A 19,991-nucleotide genomic window follows, 5' to 3' on the forward strand; every position below is an offset into this window, starting at 1 on the left:
TACATTTTTATTTCTTTCTTATAGATAACATTTTTCAAAAATATATTGGAAAATAAGCATCCATAAAAAGTTTAAAATCATTGATGGGACAAGACTATAGACGATGAAAACTGGCATCGATTCTACTGTCAATCCCATAGCAAGGGCAAGGAGATAGCTCCCCATATCAAATAGGAAACTCATTACAACTATTGTTAACATTCTTGTCCAACGGTTTAGCAAAATTACACTATTAAATTTATGGAGCGAAGCTCCTATCAAGATAAATAGAAGTGTCGCAATTCCTATCAAGTGGAAAAAATAGATATCGTACACCAAACCCACTATACAGCAATAAGCTAGATAGAGATATTCTGAAACCTCAATTGTCTCAAACAAGAGAAATAAAAACAGAAAATGACTTGCTAAATGAAAGTGAGGGAAGAAGGATCCCGCTAATTGTCCAATATGTGCATCAATTAGTACGACAAAAGGGAGTAAAAAGAAAATACCAATTTGTTTTAACAGTCTCATTGCTAATTCCCCACTAACTCTACCACATGAAGATTTTTGGTGTCAGCACTTAACTTTACTGTTACCTCCTTTGTTAGATAATCACTGCTGTGTGTTGTAGCAACAACCTCTCCAACAGGGATATCCTTAACATTAAAGTTTCCGAGCCCCCCTGTAGTCACCTTGTCTCCCGCGCTAATGTCGCTGTTGCTGTTTAATTGACTAATTTTAAGCAGTTCAGATTCCTTATCATAACCAACGATAATTCCGTAAATTTCAGTAGAGCCATGCAGGATTTTAATAGAAATTTTGTCTGAATTTTCGGTGTTTGTCAATAGGTTGATCGTTGTTGAATGATCCTCCACCTTTGAAACACTACCAATCAAACCCCCGTTTGCAATGGCCAACATATTTTCAGAAGCTCCTTTTGAACTTCCCACATCAATTGTTAACTCTTGTTTCCAAGATACTGGAGCTCGCATAATCACATCTGCTGCAATGGTTTTTGTAGCCTGCAATTTTGACTTCATATCCAGCAACTGACGTAATTGTTCATTTTCATTTTTTAAACTTTCTGATTGATTAGACTCCACCTCTAGTTGATAAAACTGTTTCTTTAGACTCTCATTTTCATTGTAAGTCTGCGTCAAATGTCCCAAATCCGATTTGAAAGTATCAAACCACTGAAAGGGTTTTTGAACAATTCTATCTACCAAGGAAATCCCATCTCCTAGTTTCGTCACAATAGCGCTTGAATAGGTTGTCACTAATAGTACAGAAACTGCCAGAACTGTGACAAAAACGATGATTAGATATTTTGATTTTTTAAAACGGTTCATATTCCTACCTTTATACTAAAAACCTGCTACTTTGAGCTTCTTATCAATCCTACAAACCTGCTAAGATTTTAAGAAAAATAAGAAACATCCCAGTACCAAAATCACAAGAATTGTCAGTGTATCCTTTTGGCTCCATCTCAACTGTCTATACTGACTTCTACCCTTTCCTCCCTGATAACCACGCGCTTCCATGGCAATTGCCAATGAATCTGCACGCTTTAAGCTCGTCGCAAAAAGAGGAATTAAAATTGGAATCATAGCCTTTACTTTTTGAACGATGCTACCTTCGCCAAAGTCAACTCCACGAGCTTTTTGAGCATTCATAATTCTCGTCGTGTCATCCATCAATGTTGGAACAAAACGCAAACTCATTGATAACATAAGACCAATTTCATGAACGGGAACTTTCACACGTTTCAGCGGTGCTAAAAGAGCTTCAACTGCGGCTGCCAGACTCAAAGGCATGGTCGTTAAGGTTAGCAAGGTTGAAAAGAAAATAATCAACACAAAACGACAGAAAATGATTCCTGCTTGTTGCAAAGCATAATCCGTTATTCTTATAAAAGAAAACTCAAATAGGACATTTCCACTTGAAATGAAAAAGAGCTGAAAAAGAGTCGTAAAAGCGATCAAGAAGAACATGGATTTTAATCCCTGAACGAAAAATGAGAGGGAAACGCCTGACAAAGCGATAAATATACCTGTCGCCATAAACAAAATGAGATTGGTGAGGGGATTATTAGCCCAAAATACAATCAAAATCAACAGGATCATGGCAAGCAATTTACTACGTGGATCCAAGCGATGAATAATGGAATCCCCCGGTATATAACGCCCTAAAATCATACTATCCATTTAGCGACTCCTTAAACTCGTCTATCTTGATTGGCAATTTTTTAAAAGCTACACCTCTATCTGCCAAACGTTTACAAAAGGCTGTTATTTTAGGCACACCTAACTGCACCTTTTCCATAGAGGCTACATCTTGGAAAACTTCGCTCGGTTTGCCACTTTTGACCAAACGCCCCTTTTCCATAACATAGACCTGATCAGCATATGCAGCTACGTCATCCATCAAATGCGTTACCAGAACGATTGTCATTCCAGAAAGGTGGAGTTTTTTAAACAAGGTCATCAGTTCTTTTCTGCCCAGAGGATCTAGTCCAGCTGTAGGCTCATCCAAAACCAAGACAGTTGGCTCCATGGCTAGCATACCTGCTATAGCCACACGTCTCATTTGGCCACCCGAAAGTTCAAAAGGACTGCGCTCAAAGAGTGACTCATCAATACCTACCAAGGCTAACTTTTCACGCGCAATTTTCTCGGCCTCTTCCTCAGAAACTCCAAAATTTTGCGGCCCAAATGCAACATCTTTCAAAACAGTCTCTTCGAAAATCTGATTTTCAGCAAATTGAAACACTAGACCAACCTGCTTTCGAATCTGACGAATTTCTTTATTGGTTGATGTAGGGGTAATGACGGTATCGAAAACTCGAACAGAACCCTTACTTGGTACCAATAGGCCATTTAAAAGCTGTAAAATCGTTGATTTTCCACTACCTGTGTGCCCTACTAAAGCTGCATAAGAGCCATCCTCAATCGTCAAAGAAACATCAGTCAGGGCTGATGAAGATAGGGGAGTCCCCTCTTGATAGGTAAAGCTCACATTTTCTAGAGTAATTCCCATAGCTTGTCCTCTAGCTCTCCTTCTGTCAAATAGCCATCCGGCAACTGATAGCCAGCCTCTCTCAAAGATTCTCTCAATTGATTAGTAAAAGGCTCATCTAATCCTATCTGGTCAAGGTCATCCCGAGAAAAAAGTTCTCTTGGGCTACTGGTTGACTCCACTTGGCCTTTTTTCATGACCAAGACACGGTCACTCATCGCAACTTCTTCCAAGTCATGTGTAATGGAGACGACTGTCATCTGGTGGTCTTTACGAATCTCTTGAACTGTCTGAATCAGTTCTCTGCGTCCCTCAGGATCCAACATACTTGTAGCCTCGTCCAAAATCAAAATAGCTGGCCTCAAGGCAACAACTCCTGCAATAGCCACCCGTTGTTTTTGTCCACCAGATAAACGAGCTGGTTCTCTCTTCTTAAAGTCCAGCATCCCTACCAACTCCAAAGAATCAGCCACTCTCTTCTTCATTTCTTCACGAGGAAGTCCCTGATTTTCTAAACCAAAGGCAACATCATCTTCAACAGTCGCCCCCACAAATTGGTTATCTGGATTTTGAAAAACCATACCAATTTGTCGACGCAAGTCCCAAACGTTCTCAGAGGACAGCAGTTGGCCATCTATCCAGATTTCCCCAGACTCCGCTTCAAGCAAGCCATCAATCAAACGGATAGTTGTCGATTTTCCACTCCCATTATGACCTACAATCGAAAGCCATTCTCCCCGTTTCACGTGAAACGAGACATTATTAACGTCATAATGTTCCTGGTCTTCCTTGTAACGAAAAGACAGATTTTTTACTTCAATAATCGATTTCATTTCGAACCAAATGTCCCTTTGAATACATGAGCGCTACCCTTGAAATAATCATAACCAGAGTAGATGGTGAAAAATAAAGCTATATAAAGCAACAGTTGCCCAATTAAATTCCAATGTAAGAGCAAAAAGATAATGGCAAACATCTGACTAAAGGTCTTGATTTTCCCTGGCATCGCTGCTGCTAGAACTTTCCCTCCCGTCTCAACAAGCAACAAACGCAAGCCTGTCACCGCAAGTTCACGACAGATGATAATAGCAACAACCCAAGCCGGAGCCATACCTAACTCAATCAACATGATAAAAGCTGACATAACCAACAGCTTATCGGCCATCGGATCAGCAAATTTTCCAAAGTTGCTGACTACATTCCATTTGCGAGCAAGGTAACCATCAAGATAATCCGTTACACTAGCAACTGCAAAAATTATCGCTGCTAGCAAATGACTGCCTTGTGAATGGCCCAAAGTCAAAATAAGGATAAAGAGAGGTATAAAGAGAATTCTACCAATAGTTAATACATTAGGAATTTGTTCTTTTTTCATTGATTTTTCCTTAATCTGTAGTAAATGTAAGTGTTACAGTTCCAGTCTGAGTTGTCAGCTTCGAAGTATCAATCGTTTGATTGTCCACAGTTACAGTAACTCCCTTCACTACACCTAAAGTAATGGTAACGGGATTCTTAGTTGAAACTGTTGTTTTTGCGTTTTTATTGTCTGATGACAAGGTCACACCACCTTCAAGGTCACTTCCTGAAACACTTACCCAGCTAGTTGCATCCGAAACAGTCAGCTGAACCGTAGCTGTTTCCTTACTCGTTTTATACCGAGCTTCAATGCGGTTTCCTTCGCCTGACACTGTAATAGTTGATTCCGTAGTAGAAGACGAGCTAGACGTCTGACTACTAGAAGATGAACTAGATGAGGTTGTGGAACTAGTCGAGTTCACAACACTATAATTAGCTGAAGAAGGATTTGGCTGAGTTTGGATGTAGTTCCAAACATAGTAAGTGACAAAAATTAAAATTGACAAAGCAAATAGAACGAAATAAAACAAGGGGAGATAAGACGTTCTTTTCTTATTTGATCGTCTGCGACCAGACAAGTCTTCTTCATCGACATCTACCTCTTCATAAGTGATCATACTACCTGAATCATAGGCATCCAATACAATTCTTTCATCTAACTCTACTGCCCAGGCATATTTTCTTAAAAAAGAACGAGCATAGAAGGTACTAGGAAGTTGATCAAAATCATCTGCCTCCATAGCTTCTAGAAAATGCAACTGAATTTCAGTTTTTTCCTGCAATTCCTCTAAACTCAATCCCTGATTAATTCTAGCTAAACGTAGAACCTCGCCAATTGTTTTTTTTCTCATACGTACCATTCCTTCTTTCTAGTATTAGTCATCTTTTAAGCTGGAAAGATTGTAAAATCAACTAGATCACCATTATCAATCAAACGATGTCCAGCTTCTAGAACATCCTCCAAAGTAATTTCCTGTAAAATTTTCGGAAAATCAAAAATTGTTTCTCCGCGATCCATCGGATCGTATTGAGTTGCAATAAATTCCAAAGAGTTCATGCTACTGAAAAACTCCCCAAACATCTCACTCTTAACAAGATCTAAATGTTCCTCTGTAATATCCGTATCACTACTAAACTGACGAATCGCTTTCCGAAATTGATGCGACAGAGAAACAGGCTCTTTGGTATCCATTGTCAATATCACAAAATGAAAGCGACTATTGACTTCAACCTCAAGTGACAATGACGCGTCTAACTTCCCAGACTCATATAACCTTTGAAAACGATCAGAAGTCCAACCAAACATCATCGTAAATAGTAATTTCAATAAAATATTGTAACGATAAGACTCAGCTTCTGTTATTTGCCCATTACCTCTAATCGCAACAGCAAGTTTGGGTGAAGAAACTTCCATCCGAAGACTATCTGTTTGCTTCACAGGCTGCAAGGGTAGTTGCTCTTTTGAAACCGTAAACTGGTTTGAACCTTCCTTTCCCTTTTTCGAAAAGTATTCCTCAACAACTTTTACATCAATATTTCCAACTAAAAACAGTGACATGTTGACAGGTTTGTAAAACTCTGTAAAATTCTCTTTTAAATTTGAAACTTGAATCTCAGAAATTGATTTTTCACTTCCAACAATATCTGTTGCTAAAGGAGTATCAGGATAAAGGTTGGCTAATGTTGCAAAAAACAAGCGTGAGTCTGGATCGTCTTGATACATTTCTCGTTCTTGCTGGATAATAGCCTGTTCCCTCAAAACAGACTCTTCTGTAAAATGAACATCTCCAACTAACTCATCTAGCAAATCTAAATTCTCTAATAGATGGTCAATTGTTGAAAAAAGATAGCTGGTCTTAGTAAAGCTTGTAAAGGCATTACTGTCCGCACCTAATCGAGTAAAAGCAGCCATTATATCCTCAGAATTTTCTCTTTCAAACAATTTATGTTCAAGAAAATGGGCAATTCCTGCTGGATGATGACGTAAACCTTTTTCCAAGCTTGTATAAGTTGCATCTACAGAACCAAATTGAACCGTTACAAATCCATAAACCTCATTGAAATCTTGCTTAGGGAGTAAAGAAACTGTCAATCCATTTGACAATTGTGTTTTGTAGACTATTTCCTTTACAGCAGGATAGTATTTTTCTTCAAAAGTAACCTTTGTCATTCTACTCCTTCCATAAAGTAAATCGCTTGTAACTTCAAACTATTGGCAACTTTACATACAGCTTCTTTATCAACACTCTCTAATTTTGCCACCAATCGATCAATATCAAAGCTTGATTTCCCCAATAGAGTATTCAAATAGACTCTTTCAACTAAGGTCTGTTGATTATCTTGAGCCATCAACAAAGATCGTCGAATCATCTCCTTGGTTTGTTCAAGCTCAAAATCTGTAAAGTTACCCTTTTTCAGATCTAGCAATTGATGATTCATCATTTTTCTAGCCTGATTTCGATTTTCTCTATCAATACCCGCATACATCCTTAACAGACCACTAAACAAATCCAATTGACTCGAGACTGTATAGGCTATTCCAGCATTTTCACGAACGTTTGTAAAAAGTTTCGAATGTGCAAATTCACCCAACAAACCATTCATAACAAGCATGGGCAGATGCTGATCATCACCATATTTTATAGGAGAATGATAGCCCATTTCCAAAATGGATTGCCCAACATTCCTCTGAACCATTCCCTCTCTTAGGACATTCGAATAAGATTGATGGTACTGGATAGTGATGTCGTTCTCTCTAGCTGTAAAGGGTAATGACTTCAGCGATTCTGTGATTTCTACTTCATTAAAATCACCTAAGAAAAAGAAATCAATACGATCATTCTTCAGAGCATTTTGAAAGCACGTGTAGCTACTTTCTGGAGACTCATTTGAAATGCTATTTCGTAAATCACTGTATCTCAATTGAAGACGCTCATCATGGAAGAACAAGCTATCCAACTCCTTATGAGCAAAATAAAATGAATCATCCATATCAGTAGCTAAACTAGCCAATAACTGTTTTCTTTCAATTTCAAATAAGGCTGGCTCAAAAGCACCATCTTGAGCTAAGGGAGCAAATAAAGTCTGTTTCACCAATTCCAAAATTCGAGAAGTCAAGACATTCTTTTTACTTAAAAAATCATCCCTCACATAAGTAAATGTTAAGTCAAGAATATGTGCCTGTCCCCTACGATAAGCACTTGTGGAAATATCTGTTCCATATAAACTTGCCAAGTATTTGCGAAATGCTTGTGATGTGGGATAAGCTTGATTTGCCGTCTCCAACATACTTGCACTTAACATGCGTCCTGCTATTGTCTCAAGAGATAAGGGAGCAGTAAAACGGATAGTGATTTTATTTGTTTTAAATTTTTTGGATTGAACAAAATGTGCTGAAATTCCAGACACTAATTCCATACCTTACCTCCTTACATATAGAGTTCTATTATACCACGAAAATCAAAATTTTTCTTGTTCTCTTTATAGCTTTAAAGAGTAAAACCGTTTTCATTTCAGCTAACTTTCCTTCAGCTATTTCAAGGAAAATATGGTATAATACCAAAGATTGAGGTGAATTATGGAATACAAATTATTTGAAGAATTTATTACGCTCCAAGCCCTCCTAAAAGAACTTGGAATTATACAAAGCGGTGGTGCTATCAAATCCTTTTTAATAGATCATCAAGTTTATTTTAATGGTGAGTTAGAAAGTAGACGTGGGAAAAAAATCCGTGTTGGAGATACGATTGACATTCCTGATTTAAAGATTGACATCACCTTGACACAACCAAGTTTAAAAGAGCAAGAAGAGTATCAAGCAGATAAGATTGAGAAAGAGCGAATTGCTAAACTTGTCAAAGAGTTGAATAAAGGTGTCAAGAAAGAAAAACAAAAAACTTCTTCATCTCCTAAAACCAAACAAGTTCCACGTTTTCCAGGAAGATAACCATGTGGCTCCAACATTTAACAATTAAAACCTTTCGAAACTACAAAGAGGCAAAAATTGATTTCAATCCAAAATTAAATGTCTTTCTAGGTCAAAATGCACAAGGAAAAACCAATATTCTAGAAGCAATCTATTTCTTAGCCTTGACACGTAGTCATCGGACTCGTACAGATAAAAATCTCATTCATTTTGATGACGAGCAACTCCATCTTTCTGGCTTGCTACAGAAAAAAACAAGCTCTATCCCTCTAGAAATTGATTTAACGCCAAAAGGGCGTGTGACTAAGGTCAATCACTTAAAACAAGCTCGCCTATCAGACTACATCGGACATATGAATGTTGTCCTCTTCGCACCTGAAGATCTCCAGCTAATTAAGGGAGCGCCTTCTGTCCGTCGAAAGTTTATAGACATCGAACTGGGACAAATTAAACCAATCTACTTGTCAGACTTGTCAAACTATAACCATATACTCAAGCAAAGAAATACTTATCTAAAATCCAGCCAGAAGATTGATGAAACATTTCTGTCAGTCTTAGATGATCAGTTAATAGAGTATGGTTGTCGCGTTATAAAGCATCGGATAAAATTCATTAAAGACTTAGAGAAATTTGGTCAAAAAAAACACTTAGAAATTTCAAATAAATTAGAAGAGTTATCAATATCTTATCAATCATCTGTCAACTTCACTGATGAAGAACAGTTGACAAGTTCCTTTAAAATTGCTTTGGAGAAAAGCAGATCAAGAGACTTATTTAAAAAGAATACTGGTGTCGGCCCTCATCGAGATGACATTTCTTTTTATATCAATGGTATGGATGCTAGTTTTGGAAGCCAAGGTCAACATCGTAGTCTTGTACTTTCTATCAAACTAGCAGAGATTGAGCTAATGGAAAGTATTACCAACGAGTCTCCGATACTACTGCTTGATGATGTTATGAGTGAACTTGACAATACACGGCAACTAAAATTACTAGAAACCATTTCTCAATCTATCCAAACCTTTATTACAACAACAAGTTTAGACCACTTGCAAAATTTACCAGAAAACCTTAGTATTTTCAACATTCAAAATGGTAAAATCTCTGTAAATCAACATTGACAATACTGTAAACAAAAAGAACTCCTGAAAATCAGGAGTTCTTTTTTACTACTTACATGGAGTAGTTTGGTGCCTCATTAGTAATTTGCACATCATGAGGATGACTTTCTTTTAGACCAGCCCCAGACATTTCAATAAATTGAGCATTATCATGTAGTTCTTTAAGGTTAGCTGCACCACAGTAACCCATACCAGAGCGAATACCACCAATCATTTGGAAGACAATATCAGCTGCTGCTCCTTTATAGGCAACACGGCCTTCAATTCCTTCTGGAACGAGTTTGTTTGCTTCATTGACAGAACCTTGGAAGTAACGATCGCTTGAACCTTTCTTCATTGCAGCGATTGATCCCATACCACGGTAAGTCTTAAACTTACGCCCTTGGAAGATTTCCGTTTCTCCTGGAGCTTCATCTGTTCCAGCAAACATTGATCCAAGCATAACTGCATTTCCACCTGCAGCAAGGGCTTTTACAATATCTCCAGAATACTTGATTCCACCATCAGCAATGATTGTTTTTCCATATTCACGCGCAACTGCTGCTGCATCATAAATTGCTGTCACTTGTGGGACACCAACCCCTGCAATCACACGAGTGGTACAGATAGAACCTGGTCCGATACCGACTTTGACAACATCTACACCTGCATCATAAAGAGCACGCGCACCTTCTGCAGTGGCAATATTTCCAGCAATCAAAGTGCGGTCTGGGAAGTGAGCACGAATTTCAGCGATTTTACGTAGAACACCAGCAGAGTGACCATGGGCAGTATCAATAACAATGGCATCCGCTCCTGCTTCAAAAAGGGCTTCTGCACGTTCAAATGTATCTGAAGTAACACCTACTGCACCTGCAACTAAGAGACGACCAAACTCATCTTTAGCAGCATTTGGAAACTCAATCACTTTTTCAATATCTTTGATAGTAATCAAACCAGAAAGACGACCTTCTTCATCAACCAAAGGAAGTTTTTCAATACGGTGTTCTTGAAGAATGCTTTCAGCTGTTGCAAGATCTGTACCAACAGGAGCAGTAACAAGATTTTCACTAGTCATATGGTTTGAGATTGGCTGATTGTAGTCTGAAATAAAGCGAAGATCTCGGTTTGTTAAAATACCAACCAATTTACGATTTTCAAGTGTCTCCACAACTGGCACACCACTGATACGGTAACGTCCCATCAGCTCATCTGCTTCAGCAATGGTATGTTCTGGAGTCAAGAAGAATGGATCAATAATAACACCATTTTCAGAACGTTTTACCTTGCGAACTTCATCCGCCTGTTGCGCAATAGACATATTTTTATGGATTACTCCAAGACCACCCGCACGAGCAATAGCAATGGCCATTTGACTTTCTGTGACTGTATCCATGGCAGCTGTTATAATTGGGATATTTAAAGTCAGATTATCTGCCAATTTTGTTGTTAAATCTGCATCATTAGGCAACACATGACTTTCTGCTGGAATGAGCAATACATCATCAAAGGTAAAACCTTTTTTTAAAAATTTAGTATCCCAATTAGACATTGAAGTTTCCTCTTTTCTTTCTTTTTGAGCTTGACTCTTTTTGTATTGTATCTATCATACCATTCTATGAAAATTTGTCAATTATATTTATGGTAGAAATCATAAAAAAACTATCCCTGTGATCCTATGGAAGAGATAGTTTTACAATTCATATTTTATCTATTATTTAAAGTAATTTAGTCCCATTGCTCCCTTAACTTCAGATAGAGTTTGCCCCGCAACCTCACGCGCTTTCTCACTACCTTTTTGAAGCGTATTGTACACTTCTCCCATATCCTTAGCAAATTCGATACGGCGCTCACGAATAGGACCAAGTTCGCGTTCTAATATTTCAAGTAGATAACGTTTTGTCTTCACATCACCAAGACCACCACGTTGATAATGTTCTTTCATATCTGCAATGTCTTGAGCATCTTCTGGACGACCAAACACATCTAGATAATGGAAAACCATGTTTCCTTCAATCTTACCTGGATCCTCAACTCGAATATGGTCTGGATCAGTATACATGCTCATGACTTTTTTACGCAACGTATCCGCATCATCAGCTAGATAAATACCATTATTAAGGGATTTAGACATTTTAGCATTTCCATCTAAACCTGGCAAACGCCCTGCCCTCTCATTTTCTGGATAAATACCTTCCGGCTCCACCAAGACCTCACAATTATAAGCATGATTAAAGGAACGAACAATCTCACGAGTTTGCTCAATCATTGGTTTCTGATCTGTCCCAACAGGAACATAATTAGCCTTGAAGGCAGTAATATCTGCTGCTTGCGCAATCGGATAAACCAAAAATCCTGTCGGAATACTTTCTCCAAACCCTTTCTGAGCGATCTCTGTTTTTACTGTCGGATTCCGTTCCAAACGAGCTAGTGACACCAAATTCATATAGTACATAGACAGCTCAGCCAACTCTGGAATCTGACTTTGAATAAAGATGGTTGATTTACTTGGATCTAACCCAACTGCTAGGTAATCTAAGGCAACATTCCCAATCGATTCTACAATCGTTTGAGGGTCTTTGGCGTGATCTGTCAATGCTTGTTGGTCCGCCAAAAAAACAAACATCTCATACTTGTCTTCTTCCTGCAGTAATACTCTATTTTTAAGACTCCCAACATAATGTCCAATATGTAGTTTTCCTGTTGGGCGATCTCCTGTTAAAATAATGGATTTCGTCATTTTTTTCTCCTTCGAAATGGTCTCTTCAATTATAGCATTTTTTTGTTAAAATAACAGAAAATTATTTAAATCAAACGACTAACTCTTTGTAAATAAACCTGTAAACTTAATTGACATAAAATTGACAAACAAAAATTTGAATATTTCTCTCTTTTCTAGTAGAATAAATGTATTACATATTATAGGAGAAAAACATTGCTTACAGTATCTGATGTTTCACTACGTTTTAGTGATCGCAAACTTTTTGATGATGTCAATATCAAATTTACAGAAGGAAATACATACGGATTAATTGGTGCTAATGGTGCTGGGAAGTCTACATTCTTAAAAATCTTAGCTGGTGATATCGAGCCTACAACTGGTCACATCTCTCTTGGTCCAGATGAACGTCTCTCTGTTCTCCGTCAAAATCATTTTGACTATGAAGATGAGCGAGTTATTGATGTCGTTATTATGGGAAATGAAAAACTTTACAACATCATGAAAGAAAAAGACGCCATTTACATGAAGGAAGATTTTTCAGATGAAGATGGTGTTCGTGCAGCTGAACTTGAAGGTGAATTTGCTGAACTTGGAGGTTGGGAAGCAGAAAGTGAAGCGTCTCAACTACTTCAAAACCTAAACATTCCAGAAGAATTGCACTATCAAAACATGAGCGAATTGGCCAATGGTGAAAAAGTGAAGGTTCTCCTTGCCAAAGCACTTTTTGGCAAACCAGATGTTCTTCTCTTGGACGAGCCGACCAACGGGTTGGACATCCAATCTATTACTTGGCTAGAAGACTTCTTGATTGACTTTGATAACACCGTTATCGTAGTATCCCACGACCGTCACTTCTTAAACAAAGTGTGTACTCATATGGCCGACCTTGACTTTGGAAAAATCAAACTCTATGTCGGAAACTACGACTTCTGGAAGGAATCTTCTGAGCTTGCTGCTAAATTGCTAGCAGACCGTAATGCCAAGGCAGAAGAAAAAATTAAGCAATTGCAAGAATTCGTTGCTCGCTTCTCTGCCAACGCTTCTAAGTCAAGACAAGCAACGTCTCGTAAAAAAATGCTTGACAAGATTGAATTAGAAGAAATTGTTCCTTCTAGTCGTAAATACCCATTTATCAACTTTAAAGCAGAACGTGAGATTGGTAATGATCTCTTGACAGTAGAAAATTTAACTGTAAAGATTGATGGCGAAACTATCCTAGACAATATTAGTTTCATCTTGCGTCCAGGTGATAAGACAGCTCTTATTGGACAAAATGACATCCAAACGACTGCATTAATTCGCGCCATTATGGGTGACATCGACTATGAAGGAACTGTCAAGTGGGGAGTTACTACTAGCCGTTCTTACTTGCCAAAAGACAACTCGGCTGATTTTGCAGGAGGAGAGTCAATCCTTGACTGGTTGCGTCAATTTGCAAGTAAAGAAGAAGATGACAATACCTTCCTACGTGGTTTCCTTGGTCGTATGCTCTTTTCTGGAGATGAGGTTAACAAACCTGTAAACGTCTTATCAGGGGGAGAAAAAGTGCGTGTCATGCTTTCAAAACTCATGCTCTTGAAATCAAATGTCCTTGTACTTGATGATCCAACAAACCACTTGGACTTGGAATCTATCTCAAGCTTGAACGATGGATTGAAAAACTTTAAAGAATCAATCATCTTTGCTAGTCATGATCACGAGTTCATTCAAACTTTAGCAAACCATATTATTGTTTTGTCTAAGAATGGCGTCATTGATCGTATCGATGAAACCTATGATGAATTCCTAGAAAATGCAGAAGTACAAGCAAAAGTTAAAGAACTTTGGAAAGATTAAATAAGATTTCAAAACTCAGTTGGGGGAACCAACTGAGTTTTCTATCATTCTACGAGGTAACATGAAATCATTTTTTAAAACATATTGGACCTATTTTGTTTCTTTCATCATTCCTTTAGTAATTATGACTGGAGTATACCTAACTCAAGGTATCTACTGGAATAGCGATACATCTCCACTATTAGGAGATGGTTTCCATCAATACGTTATTTTTGATGTGGCTTTACGAAATATTTTACATGGAAATGGTAGTTTGTTTTACACCTTTACAAGTGGCCTCGGACTGAATTTCTATGCTCTATCTAGTTATTACTTGGGTAGTTTTCTCTCACCTCTGGTTTACTTTTTTAATCTGTCGAATATGCCAGATGCTGTTTATCTGACCACTCTATTAAAATTTGGATTGATTGGTCTGTCAACCTTCTTTAGTTTGACTAGATTATTTAAAGATATCCCAAAATTTTTAAAACTTGCCTTATCTACTTCCTATGCTTTAATGAGCTTCACTGTCAGTCAGTTAGAGATTAAAACCTGGCTAGATGTTTTTATCTTGATTCCTTTAATTATAACTGGTTTACACCTACTTATAACACAAAAGAAGCGCCTACTATACTTTACAAGTTTGTCAATCTTATTTATTCAAAATTATTATTTTGGGTATATGACAGCATTGTTTCTTATTTTCTGGTATCTCTGCCAAATTTCTTGGGACTTTAAAACTCGAAAATCATCTTTTCTTGATTTTGTTGTTACCTCCTTTTTAGCAGGAATGGCTAGTTTGATTATGACTCTTCCTACACTGTTTGATTTACAAACTCATGGAGAGAAGTTGACTGCCATCACAAAATTAAAGACAAATAGTAGCTGGTATTTGGATATTTTTGCAAAACAATTCATTGGATCTTTTGATACAACTAAATATGGATCTATACCAATGATTTTTGTTGGATTGCTTCCTTTTATTTTAACCATTCTATTTTTCACAATAAAATCCATAAGGTTTCACGTGAAACTTACCTATGCAATTTTCTTTACTTTTTTAATAACAAGCTTTTACATAGAAGCACTTGATTTATTTTGGCAAGGGATGCACACCCCAAATATGTTTTTGCATCGCTATGCTTGGATTTTTTCCACTCTGTTAATTTATACTGCAGCAGAAGTCTTAAATCGTCTGAAAGAACTGAAGCTGTGGAATCTATTTGTCTCCCTTTTTCTTGTACTAACAGGATTTTTGGCCACTGTCTATTTTAAATCACACTATTCTTTTTTAACTGATTTGAATATCCTACTCACTCTTGAATTTCTACTAGTTTATGCTCTTTTACTTCTTGCAGTCATTAGAAAATTTATCTCTGTAAATCTGTTTGCAATTCTTTTGTCTTTATTTATAACAGCTGAGATAAGCTTAAATGCATCATCTCAAATGGAAGGAATTGCTAAAGAATGGGCCTTTGCTTCTCGTAGCGCCTATAATAGGGATATCACCACTATGGAATCCATTCTAAACCAAATTGACAATCCATTTACACGTACTGAGAAACTGCAAATTCAGACGGGAAATGACAGTATGAAATTTAACTACAACGGAATCTCTCAATTCTCGTCTGTACGAAATCGTTCAGCTAGCACTAGTTTGGATAAACTGGGATTCAAATCCTCTGGAACCAACCTTAATCTCCGTTATGCAAATAACAGTCTTTTAGCAGATAGTTTATTTGGAATCCAGTACAATATTTCTGAAACTTCACTTGATAAGTATGGCTTTCAAGAGATTTATCAAAAGGATCATTTAACCTTATATAAAAATCAACTCTCTTTACCCATTGCCTTTGCCACTCAATCTATTTATACCGATGTAAACTTTAATAATCACACTCTAGATAATCAAGCTTTATTTATAAACCAGCTTACTAATCTCAACTTGGATTACTTCTCCCAAATAGCATATGATAAAACAGATACTTCAGATGGTTTAACCAGCATCACAGATTCTGCGAATGAAGATGCAAAGATTGATTATCAAATTGAGGTTCCTCAAAATAGTCAAGTCTATCTCTCTTTTTCAAATCTTCATTTTACTAATGATAAACAAAAGAAAGTTGACATCCTTGTCAATGGAGAAAAGAAGACTTTTACAACTGACAATGCATTTAATTTCTTTAATTTAGGCTATACAGAAGAACAAAAAACTTTCAATATCAGTGTTAGCTTTCCTGGAAATTCTCAAGTGTCATTTGAAAATCCAACCTTCTATCGTTTAGATACCCAAGCTTTGACTGAGGCAATCAAGAAGATTAAAGAACAGCCTGTAGAGGTATCAACTTCTAAAAACAAGGTATTTGCTACTTATGAGGTCAAACAGGATACCTCTATTTTCTTCACCATTCCTTATGACAAAGGTTGGTCTGCATACCAAGATGGGAAAAAACTTGAAATCAAGCAGGCTCAGACTGGTTTTATGAAAGTTGATGTTCCAAAGGGAAAAGGCACCATTACACTTTCCTTTATCCCCAATGGTTTTGTTATTGGAGCAACCTGCTCATTAACTGCCCTTCTTCTTTTTGGGATCTATAATCACAGACGAAATTTATCTAAGACAGAAAAAGATTGACCAAAGAATTGGTCAATCTTTTTAATCTTCTTCCATTTTCTTAGGTTGATAAGCTAGCATACCTAAAGCAGTAAAGAAAGCTAGAGTTATAATAAGGAAAATCACTTGGTGATGAATATTTCCTGTCATAGAGATTGTTTGTCGTAAACCTGATACAGAGTAACTCATTGGTAACCATGGATTGATACCTTTGAAGAAATCATTTGTCAATGCAAGGGGATAGGTCCCCGCACTTGATGCTAACTGTAATAATAGTAAAATAAGAGAGAAGAAGGCTCCTATACGGCTATTCCAAGTTGTTAATGCAGTTACCATAGACATAAATGTTAAGCTTGCGATAATAATTAAGAACAAGGTTCTCATTTCATGATTTGCTGTTAGACCAATAAGATGGACACCTCCATAAACTAAAACACCTGCTAAGACAGCTATAATCCCATTTATTTCAGAGCGAGACTTCAACCAAGCCCAACGACTCTCTGGGTGACGTCCAGAAGGTAACTTAGCAAAAATCATATTGGTAGATATAGCAGCAACAAAAAGAGCAACTGATATCATATAAGGAGCCATGGCAATCCCATTTACAGGAACTTTTTCGTTATCTGTTTTTGAAAGAACTAGAGGTTCAGATAATGTTTCTGCATTTTTAGATTCTGTTGAAGCTGATTTAAGTTGAGTATTTGCATTACCTAATCCTTGTCCTAATGAATCAACTCCTGTCTGTAAATTTTCAAGACTAGAGGTTAAGGTTGTTCCACCATCTGCTAGTTTTCCAGCACCATCTGCAATCTTCATAGCGCCACTTCCTAGTTGAGATGCTGCAGAAAGTAACTGTGTTGATTTATCTGTTAATTGATCAGAGCCAAATTGTAATTTAGTAAGACCTGCTATTAACTCTGGACTCTTATTGTTCAATTGAGCAGAACCAGATGATAGTTTTTCAATACCTGTTACTAATTCTGGAGTTTTCCCAGCTAGAGTATCCAAACCAGTTGTCAATTTTGAAGAGTTTTCTGTCAACTTGGTTGAGCCAGAAACCAATTGATCCAAACTTGTTGTTAAAGTTGTATTCTTTTCACTTAGTTGATTTACACCTAAAGAAATAGTATCCAATCCCTTAGTATACGCATTAACTCCATTTTCAATTGATTGACTTCCGGGAACTAACTGATTATCTACAGCATTTTGCAACTGTGTAAATCCACTTGACATAGATGTCAAGGAACTAGACGCTATAGGTAAAAGTTGATTTGCTTTAGTCTGTAAAGTAGAAAGATTAGAGACTGGTTGGTTTATACTTCCTAAATTTTCTTTTAAATCTCCTGCCGTCGTTAAAATTGCTTTTGCTGACTCTATCGTAGAATTAGAATTATTTGAAACAGCTTCAGTCAATTCTTTTTTCTGAGTTTCAGTGAGAGATTGATAAGTTGCTGTTGCTTGAAGATTTGTAAGAGTTTTCTCTTGCTCTGCTTGACTATTAGTCACAATAGTTTGAGCAAGAGTCGTTATATTTGTTAAGTCATTAGATATTGTATTTTTAAGATCAGTATTATCTGAAACTGTAACTGATTGGAGAGACTTATTCAACTCATCTAAACTGCTTGCTAACTGTGTTATATCCTCTTTCTGTTGAGATGAAGTATTTAATTGTGTGGATATTTCTTTGATTCCTTTATTTAATTGAGTAATACCGTCTCTCAATGTATCTGATTGACTTGATAGTTGGTTTGTACCAACAGATAATTTGTCAACTCCGCTTGTATAGGCATTGACACCAACCGAAAATTGACTGAGACCTGAATTGAGTTGTGAAACTCCACCAGCATATGACTTCATCCCTGTATTTAACTGGTTGACACCTGCAACTAATTCTGGAGTTTTCGAAGATAATTGATTAAGTCCTGTGTCAACCTGTGAAACCGCACTTGTATAGTTCTGTAAACCATCATTAAATGTTCCTAAGCCACTATTCAGTTGCTTTACTCCTGTGACATACGTTGTCAACCCTTTTGTAAATTGATCTGTTCCATCCGAAAAGGTTAAACTTGAGCTAGCTAAAGTAGCAAGATTTGAAGACAATGTCTGACTTCCTACAGCTAACTGACTGGCCCCGTTAGCCAATTGTTCACTTCCATCGGCTGCCTTCGTTAAACCGGATTTTAAATCACCCATCTTTTGAAATAAAGCTTCCGTATAGGATTCGGTTACATTAGCAGAAACATTCTGTTTTAACTGTGTCATGGCAGAATCACTCATCTTACTTGCAATGAAGCTATGCCCGCTAGAAGTTTGATAGTTAATGGTCATTTGTTCTGGGTGATCTGATAGAATAGAAGCAGCTTTTTCAGATAAGTCACTTGGCAAAGTGACTACCATATAGTAATCACCGTCTTCTAGTCCCTTCTTACCTTCTTCTTCATTAACAAAGTGAAAATCTAAAGCCTTATTTTCTTTTAAATTAGACACCATGTCTTCACCTATTGTCATTGTCTGTCCATTATAAGAAGCTTCCTTATCTTTATTGACAACTGCCACAGGTAACTCCGATACTTGACCATATGGATCCCACATGGATGATAAAAATATAATGTTGTATAAAGCTGGAATGAGAGAAATCCCTATCATTACAATGATAAAGGTCGGTTTTTTAAATATTGCTTTCCATTCTTTAAACATGTTTTCTCCTTTTTTAAACATATTGTCTAAAATTTTGATATAATAGATTATACATCAAAAAATCTAAATTACAAGGTAAAAAATATTTTTTTAGACACATAGTCTATTTTTGTTTACAAGGAGGAATTATGAAAGAAAGTAACAAACGTTTAAAAACAAAACGAATTATCGAAAATGCCATGGTTCAATTATTGATGGACCAGCCCTTTGATCAAATTTCTACTGTCAAGTTAGCAGAAAAAGCCGGAATTAGTCGTTCCAGCTTTTACACTCACTACAAGGATAAGTATGATATGATTGAACTCTACCAAAGTAAGCTATTTCATACCTTTGAGTATATTTTCCAAAAACATGCTCATCACAAAAGAGATGCTATTTTAGAAGTATTTGAATATTTAGAGTCTGAGCCACTCTTGGCTGCACTCTTATCTGAAAATGGGACAAAAGAAATCCAAAATTTCTTGAGAAATAAGCTTCACATTATGCTTAGCACCGACCTTCAGAAACGCTTTATGAAATTACAACTCACTCCAATAGAATTAGAATACAGCAGTATTTATCTAACAAATGCCCTATTTGGTGTTTGCCAGACTTGGATTGCTCACGGAAAAAAAGAAAGTCCACAAGAAATGACAGACTTCCTTATGAAAATGTTAGGTGATGTCAACTAAAAAAAGAACACCAATGGTGTTCTTTTTTTATCTGACTCCGCCAGTAGGACTCGAACCTACGACATCATGATTAACAGTCATGCGCTACTACCAA

At 36.9% G+C, this 19,991-nt stretch carries 17 protein-coding genes; 5 read left to right on the forward strand and 12 right to left on the reverse strand.

Going from position 1 to position 19,991, the window contains the following annotated elements; all coding sequences use genetic code 11:
* Positions 1-18 precede the first annotated feature (18 nt).
* The 9 genes from mreD to yfmF are packed head-to-tail and all read right to left on the reverse strand — an operon-like array spanning position 19 to position 7,770.
* Positions 19-513, reverse strand: a complete 495-nt coding sequence (mreD, locus tag ADM50_RS06415; protein ID WP_001237913.1) for a rod shape-determining protein MreD — start codon at positions 511-513, stop codon at positions 19-21.
* A gap of 2 nt (positions 514-515) precedes the next feature.
* Positions 516-1,331: a rod shape-determining protein MreC gene (gene mreC / locus ADM50_RS06420; protein ID WP_049484942.1), complete on the reverse strand. Its 816-nt coding sequence runs from the start codon at positions 1,329-1,331 to the stop codon at positions 516-518.
* Between the two features lie 60 nt (positions 1,332-1,391).
* Positions 1,392-2,186 carry an energy-coupling factor transporter transmembrane component T family protein gene (locus ADM50_RS06425; RefSeq protein WP_049484944.1) on the reverse strand — a complete coding sequence of 265 codons (795 nt, stop codon included), beginning with the start codon at positions 2,184-2,186 and terminating at the stop codon, positions 1,392-1,394.
* Entirely contained in the window at positions 2,179-3,018 is an 840-nt protein-coding gene (locus tag ADM50_RS06430; protein ID WP_049484946.1) for an energy-coupling factor transporter ATPase, read from the reverse strand. The genes ADM50_RS06425 and ADM50_RS06430 overlap by 8 nt, the downstream gene beginning before the upstream one ends.
* Complete coding sequence (locus tag ADM50_RS06435) at positions 3,003-3,830, reverse strand: energy-coupling factor ABC transporter ATP-binding protein (protein ID WP_049484947.1); 828 nt, start codon at positions 3,828-3,830, stop codon at positions 3,003-3,005. The genes ADM50_RS06430 and ADM50_RS06435 overlap by 16 nt, the downstream gene beginning before the upstream one ends.
* Entirely contained in the window at positions 3,827-4,372 is a 546-nt protein-coding gene (gene pgsA / locus ADM50_RS06440; RefSeq protein WP_049484949.1) for a CDP-diacylglycerol--glycerol-3-phosphate 3-phosphatidyltransferase, read from the reverse strand. Before pgsA ends, ADM50_RS06435 begins: the two co-directional genes overlap by 4 nt.
* 10 nt (positions 4,373-4,382) lie before the next feature.
* Positions 4,383-5,204 (reverse strand): cytoskeleton protein RodZ, encoded by an 822-nt coding sequence (rodZ, locus tag ADM50_RS06445; RefSeq protein ID WP_049484950.1) that lies wholly within the window; start codon positions 5,202-5,204, stop codon positions 4,383-4,385.
* Positions 5,205-5,239: 35 nt separating this feature from the next.
* The gene (gene yfmH, locus ADM50_RS06450; RefSeq protein WP_049484951.1) at positions 5,240-6,523 is read right to left on the reverse strand and encodes an EF-P 5-aminopentanol modification-associated protein YfmH; all 1,284 of its coding nucleotides are present in this window, start codon (positions 6,521-6,523) and stop codon (positions 5,240-5,242) included.
* Positions 6,520-7,770, reverse strand: coding sequence for an EF-P 5-aminopentanol modification-associated protein YfmF (yfmF, locus tag ADM50_RS06455; protein WP_049484953.1), 1,251 nt, complete (start codon positions 7,768-7,770; stop codon positions 6,520-6,522). Before yfmF ends, yfmH begins: the two co-directional genes overlap by 4 nt.
* A 160-nt stretch (positions 7,771-7,930) precedes the next feature.
* Here yfmF and yaaA point away from each other — a divergent pair, with 160 nt between their 5' ends.
* Together yaaA and recF are read left to right on the forward strand one after the other, a co-directional pair.
* Positions 7,931-8,299, forward strand: a complete 369-nt coding sequence (gene yaaA, locus ADM50_RS06460) for a S4 domain-containing protein YaaA (protein WP_049484954.1) — start codon at positions 7,931-7,933, stop codon at positions 8,297-8,299.
* Between the two features lie 2 nt (positions 8,300-8,301).
* Entirely contained in the window at positions 8,302-9,399 is a 1,098-nt protein-coding gene (recF, locus tag ADM50_RS06465) for a DNA replication/repair protein RecF (RefSeq protein ID WP_049484956.1), read from the forward strand.
* A 52-nt stretch (positions 9,400-9,451) separates the two neighbouring features.
* Here recF and guaB read toward each other — a convergent pair whose 3' ends face one another.
* Entirely contained in the window at positions 9,452-10,930 is a 1,479-nt protein-coding gene (gene guaB, locus ADM50_RS06470) for an IMP dehydrogenase (protein WP_000073416.1), read from the reverse strand.
* A gap of 162 nt (positions 10,931-11,092) precedes the next feature.
* Entirely contained in the window at positions 11,093-12,118 is a 1,026-nt protein-coding gene (gene trpS / locus ADM50_RS06475; RefSeq protein WP_049484957.1) for a tryptophan--tRNA ligase, read from the reverse strand.
* A 195-nt stretch (positions 12,119-12,313) separates the two neighbouring features.
* Here trpS and ADM50_RS06480 point away from each other — a divergent pair, with 195 nt between their 5' ends.
* Positions 12,314-13,936, forward strand: coding sequence for an ATP-binding cassette domain-containing protein (locus tag ADM50_RS06480; protein ID WP_000958793.1), 1,623 nt, complete (start codon positions 12,314-12,316; stop codon positions 13,934-13,936).
* Between the two features lie 61 nt (positions 13,937-13,997).
* A complete protein-coding gene (locus ADM50_RS06485; RefSeq protein ID WP_049484958.1) occupies positions 13,998-16,550 on the forward strand; it encodes a YfhO family protein in 2,553 nt (850 codons plus the stop codon).
* Between the two features lie 21 nt (positions 16,551-16,571).
* Here the strand turns inward: ADM50_RS06485 and ADM50_RS06490 are convergent, their stop codons facing one another.
* Positions 16,572-19,226 (reverse strand): YhgE/Pip domain-containing protein, encoded by a 2,655-nt coding sequence (locus ADM50_RS06490; RefSeq protein ID WP_049484959.1) that lies wholly within the window; start codon positions 19,224-19,226, stop codon positions 16,572-16,574.
* Positions 19,227-19,354: 128 nt separating this feature from the next.
* Here ADM50_RS06490 and ADM50_RS06495 point away from each other — a divergent pair, with 128 nt between their 5' ends.
* Complete coding sequence (locus ADM50_RS06495) at positions 19,355-19,897, forward strand: TetR/AcrR family transcriptional regulator (protein WP_000665080.1); 543 nt, start codon at positions 19,355-19,357, stop codon at positions 19,895-19,897.
* Positions 19,898-19,991 lie beyond the last annotated feature (94 nt).

This window comes from Streptococcus oralis (assembly GCF_001075675.1).
In the GTDB taxonomy this organism is placed as follows: Bacteria; Bacillota; Bacilli; order Lactobacillales; family Streptococcaceae; genus Streptococcus; species Streptococcus oralis_V.

Excerpts from the sequence above, each read along its gene's own strand:
- ADM50_RS06425 (WP_049484944.1), bottom strand. The coding sequence starts at position 2,186 with ATGGATAGTATGATTTTAGGGCGTTATATACCGGGGGATTCCATTATT.
- recF (WP_049484956.1), top strand. The coding sequence starts at position 8,302 with ATGTGGCTCCAACATTTAACAATTAAAACCTTTCGAAACTACAAAGAG.
- ADM50_RS06490 (WP_049484959.1), bottom strand. The coding sequence starts at position 19,226 with ATGTTTAAAGAATGGAAAGCAATATTTAAAAAACCGACCTTTATCATT.
- ADM50_RS06430 (WP_049484946.1), bottom strand. The coding sequence starts at position 3,018 with ATGGGAATTACTCTAGAAAATGTGAGCTTTACCTATCAAGAGGGGACT.
- yfmF (WP_049484953.1), bottom strand. The coding sequence starts at position 7,770 with ATGGAATTAGTGTCTGGAATTTCAGCACATTTTGTTCAATCCAAAAAA.
- ADM50_RS06485 (WP_049484958.1), top strand. The coding sequence starts at position 13,998 with ATGAAATCATTTTTTAAAACATATTGGACCTATTTTGTTTCTTTCATC.
- rodZ (WP_049484950.1), bottom strand. The coding sequence starts at position 5,204 with ATGAGAAAAAAAACAATTGGCGAGGTTCTACGTTTAGCTAGAATTAAT.
- yfmH (WP_049484951.1), bottom strand. The coding sequence starts at position 6,523 with ATGACAAAGGTTACTTTTGAAGAAAAATACTATCCTGCTGTAAAGGAA.
- yaaA (WP_049484954.1), top strand. The coding sequence starts at position 7,931 with ATGGAATACAAATTATTTGAAGAATTTATTACGCTCCAAGCCCTCCTA.
- mreC (WP_049484942.1), bottom strand. The coding sequence starts at position 1,331 with ATGAACCGTTTTAAAAAATCAAAATATCTAATCATCGTTTTTGTCACA.
- ADM50_RS06495 (WP_000665080.1), top strand. The coding sequence starts at position 19,355 with ATGAAAGAAAGTAACAAACGTTTAAAAACAAAACGAATTATCGAAAAT.
- pgsA (WP_049484949.1), bottom strand. The coding sequence starts at position 4,372 with ATGAAAAAAGAACAAATTCCTAATGTATTAACTATTGGTAGAATTCTC.
- guaB (WP_000073416.1), bottom strand. The coding sequence starts at position 10,930 with ATGTCTAATTGGGATACTAAATTTTTAAAAAAAGGTTTTACCTTTGAT.
- ADM50_RS06435 (WP_049484947.1), bottom strand. The coding sequence starts at position 3,830 with ATGAAATCGATTATTGAAGTAAAAAATCTGTCTTTTCGTTACAAGGAA.
- mreD (WP_001237913.1), bottom strand. The coding sequence starts at position 513 with ATGAGACTGTTAAAACAAATTGGTATTTTCTTTTTACTCCCTTTTGTC.
- trpS (WP_049484957.1), bottom strand. The coding sequence starts at position 12,118 with ATGACGAAATCCATTATTTTAACAGGAGATCGCCCAACAGGAAAACTA.